Genomic DNA, 14,464 nt, shown 5'->3' with positions numbered 1-14,464 from the left:
CGCCTGATGCGGTTCATTTCAATGGGTCGGTAGATGCATTAAGACTACTTATACTTTGCTAAAAGCGGATTCAAATGTTTGTGGCGCTTGTGCTTTGCCAACCACTCTTCGCAAACATCATTGACAAGTTCTATTTCTCCACGTGTCAAAAGCTCATCTGGTTTTCCAGAAGACAAAATTTTAGCAGCTGTTGCTGCTTTACTGTATTCGACACCGTATCTGAGTAGCTCTGAGTAGTATATCGTTTCCTTGTCTTCAACCTTTCGAGGAAATTTTCTTTGCATTAGCCGAACCATTGATAGAAATAGAAAAAGTTCTTAACACTGAAATTATGTAAATTTTTAGTGCGATCGCAGCTATCCATAGGATGATAAACATTTCTATCCATAGATAGATCTTTTTTAAACTAATGCTTTGAATGGTAAATACAATAATTCTTTAATTTCTTTTTGTCTTTAGTCTTGCTAAAAAAGTTTAAATTGGCAGTGTAATGACAAACTTTGTTCCTTCACCAGGGATTGACAAACAGTCAATTTCTCCGTTGTGCTTATCGCAAATAATTTGTTTTGCGATCGCTAATCCCAACCCAGTCCCTTGGTTAACTCCTTTGGTAGTAAATAAGTGGTCGAATATACGTTGTTTTACTTCCTCACTCATACCAATACCATTATCAGCAATCATTACTGTTACCTGTTTATCAACTGCAAGTGTTGTAATTGTAATGCGGTTGGGACGCTCTGTAATTTCTGTAAAAATGCGATCGACGTTAAAAGCATCCAAGGCATCAATGGCATTTGCTAGAATATTCATGAATACTTGGTTTATTTGACCGGGAAAGCACTGAAGTTGAGGTATATTACCGTACTCTTTGAATACCTCAATTGCGGGACGTTTATCATTGGCTTTGAGACGATGTTTGAGAATTAAAATTGTACTATCGATACCTTCATGTAAATTGAAGGGCTGTTTATATTCTCGATCGTCCCGAGAAAAAGTCCTTAAACTATTGCTAATATTTATAATGCGATCGCAAGCCACGAGCATTGAATCAGTCATTTTAGATAAATCTTCTATACAATAATCCAAATCGATTTCACTAGCATGATTAATAATTTCTTCACTAGGTACTGGAAAACTCTTTTGATAAAGTTGTAAATGTTCCATAATATCGTTAATATTTGGTTTTACTTGTTTGAGGCAAGCTGAAATAAAACCAAGGGGATTATTCATTTCGTGGGCTATCCCTGCTACTAAATTACCCAATGCTGTCATTTTCTCGCTCTGAATCATTTGCAGTTGGGTTTGTTGTAACTGTTGTAAAGATTGAGTTAATTCTGCTGTACGTTCTTGCACCCGTTGTTCTAAAGTACGGGTAAGATGGGAAATTTTTAGATGTAGTTTTAATCTGGTAATGACTTCTTCCTGTTGAAAAGGTTTGGTGATGTAGTCAACTGCACCAATTTCTAGACCTTTCACTTTATCTGTAGAATCGGATAAAGCAGTCATAAAAATAACTGGAATATTCTCTGTCATCGAATTAGATTTTAGCCGACGGCAAGTTTCAAATCCATCAATACCAGGCATCATCACATCGAGAAGAATGAGATCGGGAAGGGCGTATTCCGTTTGTTCGATAGCTGATTCTCCATCTGTAGCCATAAGGGCTTTCCACCCACATCTCTGAATTGCTTCTAATAGCACCTTCAAATTATTTGGATTGTCATCTACTAAAAGGATACGTAATGACTTTGAGAGAGCATCATCGATCATTGGCTTGACTCCATAGTTACAAAAGATTTGAGCATTTTACGTATTTTGGCCGTTTGGAAATTAGTGGTAAGTTTGCTCAACTCAGTCACGAAGGGATCTAGCTGTTGATTTTTCTTAACCAATTCGTCTAATATTTCTTCAATTTCTAAAATATCTCCCATCATGGCTAAGTGATATAGTCGTTGCAACACTTCCTGGGATGGCAAAATAAACTGACTATTGGTGACTTTATCGGGCTGGGAAGCTAACTGCTCTGGTGTTGATTGGACGTATATCCAGTCAACTTTTAGCACCGAGCGCAACGCATTGAATAATTCATCTATTTGAAGAGGTTTGCCTACAAATGCTGTTGCTCCTGCTTGTAAACTCTGCTGTCGATTTGACTCAAACACATTAGCGCTAGAGACAATAATAGGAATACAACTGGTTTGTGAATGCGCTTGCAGGTGAACCATTAATTCAAAGCCATTCATATTGGGCATGGCTAAATCCAGTAGAATGATATCCGGTTTATATTCAGTTGCCAATTGTAATCCCTGTTTACCATCAATCGCTTCCAAAATTCGACAACCAATTTCTTGCAGCAAGTTGGTCAGTATGGAACGGTGGTTGTCATCATCATCAACAATCAGAACTTGAGGTGGATCGCCTCGAACTCCAATGATTTTCTGTTGAGTCAAAGCAGTTTTACCTTTATTCCATTCGCGAGCAAGGGGGACTGTCAAGTCCAACCAAAACAAACTCCCTTCTCCTAGATGACTCTGCACCTGAATTTGGCTTCCCATTAATGCTGCAATTTTTTGACTGATAGTTAATCCCAAGCCTGTACCTTCAGAACGCTGTCCGGCGAAACCCACTTGCTCAAAAGGCAAAAAGATTTTTTCCAATTGGTCTGATGACATCCCCACACCCGTATCTTCAATTAAGAAGCGAATATTGGCGATTGGGGAACTCGGGGCCCCCTCTGGGGATAAGGGGCAATGGGGAACTCGGGGCCCCCTCTGGGGATAAGGGGCAATGGGAAACTCGGGGCCCCCTCTGGGGATAAGGGGCAATGGGGATTGGCGATTGGCGATTGGGAATAAATTTCTTGCCCAGTCCCCAGTCCCCAGTACCTCTACTTTAAATGTCACGCCACCGTTGTTCGTGAACTTGATTGCATTACCTAACAAATTAATTAAAACTTGCCGCAGTCGCTTTTCATCTGTTTCAATAGCAAGTGGAAGGCTGTCGCTAATTAAAATATTAAAATGAATCCCTTTCTGCTCGGCTCGGATACCACAAATCTCAGTTACACTTTGTAAAAAACTAGGCAAATGAACAGTAGTAGTGACTAATTCCAATTTACGAGCTTCAATTTTTGAAAGATCGAGAATGTCATTGATTAGCATCAGCAGGTGCGAACCACATTGATGGATAATGCTGACTTTTTCCTGATTTTTCTCTGTTAAGTTAGGAGATTGTGCTAATACCTGAGCAAAACCAAGGATACCATTGAGTGGCGTGCGTAGCTCGTGGCTCATATTTGAAAGAAACTCGCTTTTTGCTTGGTTAGCAGCATCAGCCGCTTGCTTTGCCTCAAGCAGTTCGCGGGTTCGCTCTTCTACTTTTACCTCCAAGGTTTTGGAATAATCTAAAAGTTGACTGTTGGCAATTTCTAATTGTTGGTTTGTTTCTTCTAACTTCTTCTGTTTGTAGGCATTTGTCATTGCAATGACACTGCTAATAAAAGCAATTAGAGCAGGCGTAACTGGAATTAGAACACCAGATAAAAATATGCAGTAACTACCCCCAATTGATATTCCACTCAAACCTATAGTTGCCCAAAGAATTTTGCCACCGGGAAGAAGCCACCGACTACGCGCACTGGCTAACCACAAACTCCCTCCAGAACCAAGAATAGACCACAAAACAATCCAGAAAGACGAAAAGATACCAGAAATTCCTTGAAGATTAGTTTTACCTGTTTTTGCTCCTCGTACCAATTGGAGAGCAATATTAGCGTGAATAACTACACCAGGAGTAGGTTTTTGAGCAGATATCAAGGAGGAACTGAAGGGCGTGCTAAAAAAGTCATTGGTACTAGCAGCAGTTGAGCCAATAAATACCATGCGATCGCGCATTAAATTTGCTGGAATTTTTCCTGCTAAGACATCGCGCATGGTAACTTTACGAAAAGCAGTTTCCGAACCATACCAATTGAGTAAAATTTGATATCCTCCGACATCGGTATCACTATAGCCTGCTTCCCGATCTTTGAGGGGCTGGTAGACTGCTTTTCCTAATCGAAACTTCTGCTGTTTCTCGTCAATACTTTCTAAGGTAATTTTTTCAGCTTCCAGGTACTTGAGCGCTACATGAGTTGCTAATCCCGCTTTAATTTTACCCTCTTCTTTTGCATCGATTGCTGTCAGTAGGGCACGACGCACATGACGATCGCCATCCAGCACAAAATCAGCTAATCCTACGCGATCGTGTTTTTTCAATTCTGGTGGAGGATTGACCCGTTCGCCAGTTATTTTTTCAACTCCAATCAAATTAGGAGTCGTGCGAAAGACTTGAACGAGTTGCTCGTGACCGCTTCCTTCTGGCAAATCCCGGTATAAATCTAAACCAATGGAACGAGGTTGTTGTTCTTTAATTTTTTCTAATAATTTTGCCAATGACCAGTCAGGAACAGGCCATTTACCCACCGATTGAATATCGCGCTCGTCAATGGTGACAATGACAATTTCATCAGCTATTTCCGAGCGAGATTGGAGCCGTACCCATTCATCGCGGAGTTTCCATTCTGGTAAATTGAAAAGCCCTAACAATTGCCCAATCGTAACTGTTAGGGCAACACTAGGAGTAATAATCAAAACGCTGCGAGTGCTGTGAATAAAAGCCTGAAGTTTGCGCCACATACCATACAATGTATTTATTTTGGTGAGTAGGTTGGGTTGAGGAACGAAACCCAATTTACGTAATATATAAGGCACGATCTCACCAATACTGTGTTTCTTACTTTACAGACATCACGACTGGAGCCGTTGCAATCTCTTTCAAGTTAACTGAAGTCAGAAGTTCTTCCCATTGCTTCATAATGGTTGCATTGTTGGGTTGTTCTGCCTGTAAGGCACCAAGCGTTGCTGCACAGTCATACCAAACTCCATGTTTACCAAAAGCAGTTGCCCGCTTCAATGCGTCTTGCTCTTGCATTGCCCTTGCTAATTCAGCATTGGGTTGAATGCGTTGAATCCAACCATCAACATAGGGCGTACTCGGACCGAGTTGTCCGTCGATTTTCAGCGCCAAGAACCATTGATAATTTTTACCAACGGTTAAAGCTGGTGCATCAGCAGGTAATTTAATTGCGATCGCCCCTGTTCTTCCAGCAACTGGAATGGTCATTTGGTGCTGAGTTTCACCAGTTTCATCCTTAAGGCTGAATACAGCTTCTCGAGCATTAGAAGCAGGGATATACACTATCACAGTCGGACGTTCAGACACCGTTGTGCCATAAAAACTTTGGGGTAGGAGTGCAATAAGCGCATTTGGGCCTGTTGCTGCTAAAGTTGAAGGATTCAACTGGTAAGTGCCAACACGAGAAGCTCCTCCACTTGCTTGTTGGGGAGTACCGTTACCTTTGGCTGGAGTAAACAGATTGCCACGAGAAGCTCCTCCACTTGCTTGTTGGGGAGCGTCGTTACCTTTGACTGGGGTAAACAGATTACCACGAGAAGCTCCTCCCGTTGCTTGATTGGGAGCGCCATTATTGGTTGGTGGAGTAAATGTTACAGCGTAGGCACTGCTGTCTATACTAACACTGCTAGTAACTAGAGCGATAACGCTCAATGCACTAGCTAAATATCGGTATTTCATGATGTTTCACCTCTTAATTCTGGTAACTTTTTGATAAAAACGTACATTGAGCTTGCAGTATTCAGTTTGTTTGAGATTCCCTCTTCAAAGAACGTATATACATTATTATTTATAAGCAATTATTCTCTCTGTTACTATAAAAGTAGTATAAATTAATAAATTATTAATTAGTGAAATTACGTAATTAAAGCCAATTCCCAACCAAAACAAAAGTAGACCAAAAGAACGGGTCGCGAAAATCTGATTGGCGAATCAAGTTTATTTGCGCTTGTCGCAGTGCTTCGGCTTTGGTAATTTTGGGTTGTCGTAGTTGCTTGTAGAAGTGAATCATCAGCATTTCTGCTGCCTTATCTTTGACAGGCCATAGGGTGGCAATGGTGGAACGGGCACCGGATTTGACCGCTAAACCTGCAAGTCCCAAGACAGCGCGATCGTCTCCTGTCGCGGTATCGCAGGCACTCAGTACTAGCAATTCAATTGCTTTTGATGAATTACTACCCCGATTTTTCAGCAGTTCGGATAATTCCTTCACATTAACTTGCCCATCCCATGTTAGTAAGAAGGTATCTTCAAGCCGCGAACTAAACTGTCCGTGGGTTGCAAGGTGAACGATATCGGCACGACTTGATTTTACCCGCTCGGATAAGGCAAGACTTGTTAACTTTTGGTTTAGTAACAGGTCAGATGGGACTGTCTGGGAAATTTGCTTGACTTCCGATTCCACTGCAGGTAAGGCAGCAAAACCAGCATGAGATTGACTGATACCACCGACGATCGCATTAATTTTGTTTTGCTTAAGAGATTGGGCAGCCATGAGTTGCAATCCGGGCGAGAGGGCAATAGCATATTTTTCAATCAGATATTGCTTACCGTCATGCAAAGCAGCCATGGGAATATTACGTAACTTACCATCTAAAACAAATACCAGTGTCTTAGTATCTTTAAAAATTTGTTCTTGTTCGGCAGGACGAATCAACCAATCATAGATTTTTTGGGTGAGTCGCTCTCTGTCTTGAGAATCTGAAACAGGGTTGAGGGCAACTAGCAGATTATCGAGAGTTTGCTCAATTTCTGCTTGGGATTTGCGAATCGCATAATAACGCAGAGGTTCTCCCGTTTTGGAGAGAATCACCGCTAGGCGATCGCTTAAGATAATCGGGTAAATGACCGTTGCTTGTGGGTCAACTTTATCAATCTGCTGTGCTTTGTCCAAACAAGCTTCCCGGAAAAAGTTATCAAGTTCGGCGACTTGCAGTGACTCAATTAATTCACGGGCTTGCATGAGTGCTACCTGAGTTGGTTGCTCATCTAGAAGTAAACTGACTAGTTCCCGGTAGACAGGCTCGACACTTTCACGAAAAGAGAACTGCATACTAGAGTTAACGGCACTTAAATCGGAACGCAGCGCTTTTAAGGACTTAACCGCTTCGGTATAGGCGGAAATCGCTGCTTTGCGATCGCCCTGTTGTTTATACAACTGTCCTACCTGCCATGCCGATTGAGCAATAATATCGTCAGCTTGCAATTGACGGGCAATATTCAAGGATTTCTGAGCTAATTTTTCAGCGTAAGACCACTGTTGGGTGCGACGGTAAAGTTGTCCCCATTGATACAGTGCATGAGCTTCTGCAGTCGCATCCTGAATCTGTTGTGCAGACTTGACTGTCGCTGCCATAAGTTGTGCCAAGTCCTGAATTGGTAGAACTTCATCGGGCTTGGACAATCGATTTAAGGTAGCCACAAAATTAATCGTGGCATAAAGGGAATTATGGCTGGGTGGTAGTTTTTCCAGTTGTTGTCGCAATTGAGGTGCGAGTTTAATAGCATATTCAAGTTTGTCGTAATTCACCAACAATTTGAAACGAGCCAAACGTGCTTCTAACTCATCGTTCGGGTTGGTGGCTGCTTTTTCTGCCTGCTCAAAGTAATCAAATGCTGCTTCCGGGTCTTGCAAATCAGAAGCATTTTTTCCTAAACTCGAAAGAATAGAACTTAACTGGGTTTCGGCTGCAATTTTGTTTGCGATCGCTAAACTTTGCTCCAACACCTCTTGACTTTTGCCATCACCGCTTGCGTGCAAAGCCATACCCAGCGATCTTAACCCACTCACTTTAACATCTGAATCTGGCATTGCTGCCAATTTTTGTGTAAGTTCTTCTAATTGTTGTCGGGAGCGACGGTAAAATCCCAGACTTTGTAATGCTTGTGTCTGGTTAATTTGACTGCCCAAGCTTCCCATTTTATCACCCGATCGCTCGTAATATTTTTGAGCTTGTTGCCAGGTGGCAAGGGCAATTTCAGCTTTACCTATACGGAGTTGTAAATTTGCTTGTGTATTCAGTACTTGTGCCCAGATAATCGCATCGGTAGAGGGTTTAGACGTTTGTAAAAGTTTTACACTTTGCTCGATAGATTTTCCAGCAGCTTCCCACTGATTGAGTTCTTGTTGTGCCAGTGAAAGATAACTTAAACTTAGGGCTTCGTTTATGCGATCGCTTGAAGCTTGATACTGTTGCACTGCTGTTTGCCAAGCCTTCACAGCTTCCGCAAAGCGCCCCATAGAGTAAAGTTTTCGTCCTTCCTCAAGCCAGTTAGTCGATTGGGACAAAGACGTAGGGGTTGCTGTTATAAGTGCAGTTTCTTGAGGAGATGCTTTGACAGGTGTAATGATAAATGCTAAACATAAACTTATAATACTTAGACTGACATATAACCAACGATTTTGTTTAATTCGGAAAGCCATAAATAATTACCAAGACCGATAACTCATTTTTATTGGCAGCACAAGAGTGCTAGGAATCCTATATTATGTATGGTTCCCAACAAAGAATAGGATCTATCACTTTAGAAACTTCCAAATAAAAAAATCGGGAGCATCCCAATTTGGAAAAAACACACCTGCGATTGAAATCGCCGCTATACAAACAAAGTCCACCTACGTGGACTTAATATGAAGTCCGCGCAGGCGGACTTAGATTGTATAGCCCCAGAATTCTATTCTGAGGGCAATGTGCCAAATTGGGATGCTCCCAAAAAATCTCCCAAAATATTTTGTGGTGCGGGCTTCTAGCCCGCTTGAATGAAGTACAGATTTATCTGCGTTCATCTACGTTCATCTGCGGTTCCTTAATCATTTAAGTGTATTGCACCCAATTGAAAACTGCTAGCAGAGAGCACTTTTGAGTATCCAGAAAAATTAATTCCTGGGAACCGCAGCACAAGTGAATGCTTGTTGTATATTTGCTCTTGATTTATCTGCAACTAACTCAATGCCATCAGCATTACGTCGCCAAGAAGTCGCTTCAATGATTTCTGGCGATGTGGGAATTTGTGCTGTGACTTCACCATTTTTCTGGTAAACAGATAAGTCGCGGATGTCAGACCAAGTGCTTTGGCGCAGCCCGTCGTAGACATCGCTCGTCACCTGTCGATTGGGATTTAGAGGTACTCCACCCCTTCCCGTTGCCACAAAACTGCTGCCTGTATTATGAGAACAACCTGTCGCAATTTGTTGTGATGAATCGACTAAGTTTACAGGTAATTCAACTAAGCCGGAACTGGGGTCAATGCCGATGTTTTTGATTTGAACCATGCCATTGACGCCAAATTTAGAACTAGCTGTGATGTCATTTTCAGGAGTTAAGCGATCGCGGAATTCTAAGCCAAAAATACCTTCGGTGGTAATGTTAATGTTACCGCCATTTCCTTGGATTGCGTTGGCGATAATGTCGCTGTTTTCCCGTCCAATGATGAAGGGAGCATGAATTGTAATATTGCCACCGTTGCCTATACCGCCTGCTTCGGCTGATATTTGGCTATTCCGTTGCATTAGCACAGTATCTTGCACTTGCAGGTTGATATTACCACCTTCACCAGACTTTGCCGAGGCGGTGATGCTGCCAAGATCGCTCAGGAAAATAGAATCAGCGTTGATGCCTAACACCCCGGCGTTACCGCTTCCCTCGTTCTGGACGTTGATTAATGCACCATCTGCCACACTTAATTTACCTGTATTAATTGTCAGGCTACCAGAGTCTCCAGAGGGTGCGGGTGGAAGTCCAAATTGTCGGCGTAGCGATTCATCTAGGATACTGGCAGAGGCGCTAATCAAGCTAGGATTGCGGGAACCGGGCACCATACCTCTGACCTCAATAGAGTCAGTCGCATCGATCGATAAATTACCGCCTTTGCCACTTGTAATGGTAGAGGAATCAATTCTGCCCCCATTGGTGACAATGAGTCGCTTAGTATCAAGCCTTACATTACCAGCAGAACCAGTAAACAGAGATGGAGAACTGATCGAACTTGGGACAAATGAGCCTGGTATAAATCCACTTAATTCTATTAACTCAGCCGCCTTGATAATCACGTTCCCAGCAGCACCACGACTGAGGGTTGCTGCTGAAATTGAGCCTCCATTCAGAATAGTTAACTCTTTGGTTGATATATCAATATTCTCTCCACGACCAGAGCTATAGGTTACGCTAGCAATGCCACTGGAACTACCAGAAAGTGAGGAGAAGCCCAGCAGTTTTAATGAATCGGCGACTTCTAAAGAGATCTTGCTAGATGCTCCAGAGCCATAGGTGTAGGAACTGATTCTTCCTCCTTCTTCAAGAACCAACTGCTTAGTTGTAACTGTAATATTCCCAGTATTACCAGCACTCAAGGTTTCAGTCCGCAAAGCGCTATTTATTATAGGTCTATCGGGATCGACTCCAATCAACTCAACTAATTCGGAAGCTCGGACGTTAATGTCTCCAGAGGATTGTGCTCCTAAGTTTTGAATAAGCGCAACCGATCCATTGATGAAACTGACACGCGCTCCTTGGATTTGGATGGCTCCTTCACCAAAACCACTGGCATTAGCTAGGGCTTTTTGTGAAAAGCGAATATCCCGAAAACTCTGCACATTATCGTAGCCAAAAGTCCAGCCCTGCGCTACTGGGTTCAAGCTGACTATTCCAGAACCAACGCCTCCTAACTCAATTCGTCCGCTAATAGCTTTTAGAGTACCTCCTACCAAATTGATATCTCCACCAATCAGAGCCAGAGTCTTTCCTGGCTGTACTTCTAACTGTAATCCTGTGAGATGGCTTTGTGGAGTAATGGGCGAGTTACTTTGATTCAAAGGATTTAGCTTTGTCAGGTTGTGTCCCGTACCTTCAACGTGAATCGGTTTTGGGTTTGTCCCAAACTGCAACCCAATCGGTACACTCAGGGTGAGAAGTGGTGTGTTAGAGGTCGAGGAAATGCCAAATTCAGCACCATCGGCAAACTTGATGCTATTAGCTGTGCTACCAACAAATGAGCCGCCGATATTTAATTTGGCATTGGCGTGAAACAGAATACCAGCTGGATTGAGCAAAAATAAATTTACCGGGTTACTACTGTTTATCGTGCGAATCAAGCCATCAATATGAGAAACATTTCCACCCGTCACCCGACTAAATATAGTTGTAATATTTGGCGTATTCACTAAATTAAAGGTAGCTGACCCACCTGTCGGTACAGAAAATTCACGGAAGCTATGAAATAAATTATTACCTTTTTCCAAACCATTAAGAATAGTAAAATTCTCACCGTTTGAGTTGACAGTGGTGTTAGTAGTTCCATCAGATGTCACCTGAGCGATTGCGCTTAACGGCATTCCTTGAGTGAATAACCCGCTTATTAATATAAAGAGAAAGGGAACAACTCTCATCACCAAAAACTTCCTTTGTTGGATGTAAAGTTAGAGTTCCCTCAATGGCATTATTGATAACATTATTAATTTTTCGGAACCGCAGCACAGGTTAAGACTTGTTGTATATTTGCAGGATATTTATCTGCAATTAACTCATGGGATTTCACGAGTTACAGATCCCCCCATTTCCCCGATAAGGAGCGCGAATGCTAAGCTGTTCCACATTTAGTTTGCAAAGGATAATTAACGCGATCGCAACCACAACCACCTCACCAGCCAAGTCAATGCTGCTCCTACTTGACTAGTTGCAGCAACACTCCCTAGCACAATACGTCCACTAGGAGCAGTTAGAAGACTTTCTTGAGTGAATAATCCACCGCACTTTTACGATTCTATTACCTTTAATTTAATCCACTGCTCTCAAAAACTCCTCTGCTGTGACTATCTTCACATTACGAAATGGATTAAGCACCAGCAGATCCTTATCGCCGCTGACAATATACTCCGCTCCTCCATTTAATGCCAGTTCTAAAATTTTGTCATCTTTCGGATCGCGGCATTCCTGAACTTTTTCAATAATCTCAACCAGTATCGCCCGCTCAACAAATGTCTCCAAAAACTCCTCTCGCTCTTCACTCGTTACAAAGCGATTGAATTTCTCCCGCCCAAGCACATCACTAAGTTCTTCTAACAACTCAAGTGATAACAAAACTTCTCCGTGTTTCAAAGCATATCGAAACGCTTTCGAGGGATTACCGTTCTCAAACAGCAATGAACTCACAATTACATTTGTATCAAAAACGTAACGTGCTTTACTGCTCATTCAAAATTGAGTCCAAAATTTCTGGTGTCAATCCTCGCTCTTGCGCCTTCTGGCTGATGTCACTCATGACTTCTTCCAGTGTTCTTTTTTCACGAGTTGCTTGAGTCAATTTTATGCTGAGTAATGCCTCAATTTTACGCTTTTGCTCCTCCGGTGCCGTTTCAAAGATACGGGCTGCTTCCACGTTGACGCGAACGGTAATGGGTTTTGTTTCCATAGTTTACTAAATTTAATGAAGTTTCAGGATTTTTCCTGTTTCCACTGAACCGATCCAAGATTGGCTTAGATCGTCCCATATTGCTTGGTACTCCGCATGAAAATTATTAATATCTTCAGTTTCTATCATAAAACCTCGTGAGAAGTTTTGTCACTTGTAACAGTTAACTCTGAGGAACAGCAGCACAGGTTAATGCTTGTTGCATATTAGTAGGATATTCATCTGCAACTAACTCAATACCATCAGCGTTGCGTCGCCAAGAAGTTGCTTGGACAATAACCTCTGGTGAGGGTGGAATTTGTGCTGTCACTTCGCAATTTTTCTGGTAAACAGCTACATAAAGCTGGACTAATGAATCAAACTACATTACGCGAATTTGAGAAACCCAACATTTATCAGCATTTGTTGGGTTTTGCGCTTCGCTCTACCCAACCTACAATTTCCTCAGCCCTTGCAGTATTGTGTCCACACTTCACCTTCGTAGGATAAAAATTGCCCTTTCGGAATTTTTCCGCTCTCTAATAGCGGCTCAAGCTGGATGATGTCGATTTTGAATCGAGGTAAAAGCTGCTGGATGAATTGGTAAAACGTTTCGTACATCTTGAGCAGTTTATTCCTAGATCGGTGGAGCCCATTCATTTTTGGAAATCGCCTTACAATTCCTCATCTTTCTCCTCTGCGTACTCTGCGTACTCTGCGGTTCAAAAGTCATTTATTTAACCGCAGAGGCACAGAGCACGCAGAGGTAAGAAGTGACAGAGGTATTGATTTCCTGAAGGTTTAATCGGGAGGCGGAGCCTCTTGAAAGGTATTCCCAGGCGGAGCCTGGGAACGAGGTGGGCTAAATCAGAGGAGGTGGGTTAAATCAAATTAATATCCGCCTTCTTCTTCGTACTCTGGCTGTCTTTCCTTAATCTTCTTAGGAATATTTACGGGTTTTGGCGGTTCGCTATCAGCCCAAGCATCACCGTCTATATCATCGTCATAATCATCATAATCATTGGTATATGGCTTGGGATTTTTCGGCTTCGATTCGTACTTGGGTTGTGTATTATACCTATCTTGACCCGTCGCCTCACTCCAATTATCTTCTTCCTCTTCTTCGTATTGCACGGATTCATACTGTCGTGCTTCCATCACCCGACGCTGAGGACGTTCTTCTTCATAATAATCCTCATCCCATCGCTCTTCCATGACGGGTTCGGGTGCGCGGGTAATTTTTGGCTTTGGTTGCTCTAAGGGAACACCGGGTGGTAATTGATTGCTGGGTGCTATGGTGCGGGAAGCATAACCTCCACCATATTCGTCTGCGTCTTCACGTTCCCAAGGTGCTCTACCAATACCCAAACGCTCTAACAAACCAACTGTCAGTTGGGTCACTCGCTCTTCTGCGCCTTCAAATACAATCAGTCGATTTGGTCCGGTGCTGACAATTTCGTCTACGGAAATCTCGTAAGTACTGAGAAATTGGTCGGGAATTTGCGGTAGTCCTAATGATGCAATTGTGATGGTGTAAAGCTTTCCGGTTTCCCCGTTGAATTTGAAGCCCCGTACTTTACCCAACACGTCTCCTGTTTCTGTAATAACTTCCCAGCTGACTATGTTGCTGTACAACTCGACTTCAATATCTTCTATGACATCTTCATTATCAACCAAGATGACATCGCCAATTTGATTGATGTTATTGAGATACATATAACGTGGTACACCAGAAATAGAGATCAGGCTGTCTCGCAAGCTCAGAGCCACAACCTCTCGCCGATCGACATCGATCCAAACTTGGCTGATAATGCCAAGCCGTTTGCCGTTATCGCGGGTGATTACCTGGGTGTTTAAAATATCGGAACGTCTAATAATTTGTTCGGAGGTCATTATATACCGAGTCCTGATCTCGAATCCGGTTGTCTATACACTATTATTATCAAAAACTCAAGCATTTGTTTGGTGGGATTGTAACTTGATACCCAAAACTTGGGTGTACGCTCCTCTTGCTTGAGTCACGCCGATTGTGCGTTCGGCTGATTCTATCATCGGTCGGCGCAAACTGACAACAATAAATTGCGCTTGTTGCGCCTGTTGCTTAATCATTTTAGCTAATCGTTCT

Annotated in this window: 10 protein-coding genes; all 10 read right to left on the bottom strand. The window is 42.5% G+C overall.

Annotated features, from left to right (window positions below; translation table 11 throughout):
- Nucleotides 1-44 precede the first annotated feature (44 nt).
- On the bottom strand, nt 45-284 hold the full coding sequence (locus tag ACKTT2_RS12250) for a hypothetical protein (protein ID WP_407887096.1): 240 nt from the start codon (nt 282-284) through the stop codon (nt 45-47).
- 190 nt (nt 285-474) lie between these two features.
- Entirely contained in the window at nt 475-1,770 is a 1,296-nt protein-coding gene (locus ACKTT2_RS12245) for a sensor histidine kinase (protein WP_407887094.1), read from the bottom strand.
- The gene (locus ACKTT2_RS12240) at nt 1,767-4,676 is read right to left on the bottom strand and encodes a CHASE2 domain-containing protein (protein ID WP_407887142.1); all 2,910 of its coding nucleotides are present in this window, start codon (nt 4,674-4,676) and stop codon (nt 1,767-1,769) included. Before ACKTT2_RS12240 ends, ACKTT2_RS12245 begins: the two co-directional genes overlap by 4 nt.
- A 97-nt stretch (nt 4,677-4,773) precedes the next feature.
- The gene (locus ACKTT2_RS12235) at nt 4,774-5,634 is read right to left on the bottom strand and encodes a DUF928 domain-containing protein (protein WP_407887092.1); all 861 of its coding nucleotides are present in this window, start codon (nt 5,632-5,634) and stop codon (nt 4,774-4,776) included.
- 184 nt (nt 5,635-5,818) lie between these two features.
- Nucleotides 5,819-8,377, bottom strand: coding sequence for a CHAT domain-containing protein (locus ACKTT2_RS12230; RefSeq protein WP_407887090.1), 2,559 nt, complete (start codon nt 8,375-8,377; stop codon nt 5,819-5,821).
- 453 nt (nt 8,378-8,830) lie between these two features.
- On the bottom strand, nt 8,831-11,338 hold the full coding sequence (locus tag ACKTT2_RS12225) for a two-partner secretion domain-containing protein (RefSeq protein WP_407887140.1): 2,508 nt from the start codon (nt 11,336-11,338) through the stop codon (nt 8,831-8,833).
- A gap of 388 nt (nt 11,339-11,726) precedes the next feature.
- On the bottom strand, nt 11,727-12,143 hold the full coding sequence (locus tag ACKTT2_RS12220) for a putative toxin-antitoxin system toxin component, PIN family (RefSeq protein WP_407887088.1): 417 nt from the start codon (nt 12,141-12,143) through the stop codon (nt 11,727-11,729).
- A complete protein-coding gene (locus ACKTT2_RS12215) occupies nt 12,133-12,360 on the bottom strand; it encodes a hypothetical protein (protein WP_407887086.1) in 228 nt (75 codons plus the stop codon). Before ACKTT2_RS12215 ends, ACKTT2_RS12220 begins: the two co-directional genes overlap by 11 nt.
- 163 nt (nt 12,361-12,523) lie before the next feature.
- Nucleotides 12,524-12,670 carry a hypothetical protein gene (locus ACKTT2_RS12210; protein ID WP_407887084.1) on the bottom strand — a complete coding sequence of 49 codons (147 nt, stop codon included), beginning with the start codon at nt 12,668-12,670 and terminating at the stop codon, nt 12,524-12,526.
- Between the two features lie 560 nt (nt 12,671-13,230).
- The gene (locus tag ACKTT2_RS12205) at nt 13,231-14,232 is read right to left on the bottom strand and encodes a PRC-barrel domain-containing protein (protein ID WP_407887082.1); all 1,002 of its coding nucleotides are present in this window, start codon (nt 14,230-14,232) and stop codon (nt 13,231-13,233) included.
- Between the last annotated feature and the right edge of the window lie 232 nt (nt 14,233-14,464).

The organism is Scytonema hankhaensis NUACC26 (assembly GCF_045865695.1).
Lineage (GTDB): Bacteria > Cyanobacteriota > Cyanobacteriia > Cyanobacteriales > Nostocaceae > Scytonema.
This window is presented reverse-complemented; position numbering and strand designations above follow the sequence as displayed.

Bases quoted from the DNA above. Each gene is read 5' to 3' on its own strand.
- ACKTT2_RS12250 (WP_407887096.1), bottom strand. From the start codon at position 284: ATGCAAAGAAAATTTCCTCGAAAGGTTGAAGACAAGGAAACGATATAC.
- ACKTT2_RS12245 (WP_407887094.1), bottom strand. From the start codon at position 1,770: ATGATCGATGATGCTCTCTCAAAGTCATTACGTATCCTTTTAGTAGAT.
- ACKTT2_RS12240 (WP_407887142.1), bottom strand. From the start codon at position 4,676: ATGTGGCGCAAACTTCAGGCTTTTATTCACAGCACTCGCAGCGTTTTG.
- ACKTT2_RS12235 (WP_407887092.1), bottom strand. From the start codon at position 5,634: ATGAAATACCGATATTTAGCTAGTGCATTGAGCGTTATCGCTCTAGTT.
- ACKTT2_RS12230 (WP_407887090.1), bottom strand. From the start codon at position 8,377: ATGGCTTTCCGAATTAAACAAAATCGTTGGTTATATGTCAGTCTAAGT.
- ACKTT2_RS12225 (WP_407887140.1), bottom strand. From the start codon at position 11,338: ATGAGAGTTGTTCCCTTTCTCTTTATATTAATAAGCGGGTTATTCACT.
- ACKTT2_RS12220 (WP_407887088.1), bottom strand. From the start codon at position 12,143: ATGAGCAGTAAAGCACGTTACGTTTTTGATACAAATGTAATTGTGAGT.
- ACKTT2_RS12215 (WP_407887086.1), bottom strand. From the start codon at position 12,360: ATGGAAACAAAACCCATTACCGTTCGCGTCAACGTGGAAGCAGCCCGT.
- ACKTT2_RS12205 (WP_407887082.1), bottom strand. From the start codon at position 14,232: ATGACCTCCGAACAAATTATTAGACGTTCCGATATTTTAAACACCCAG.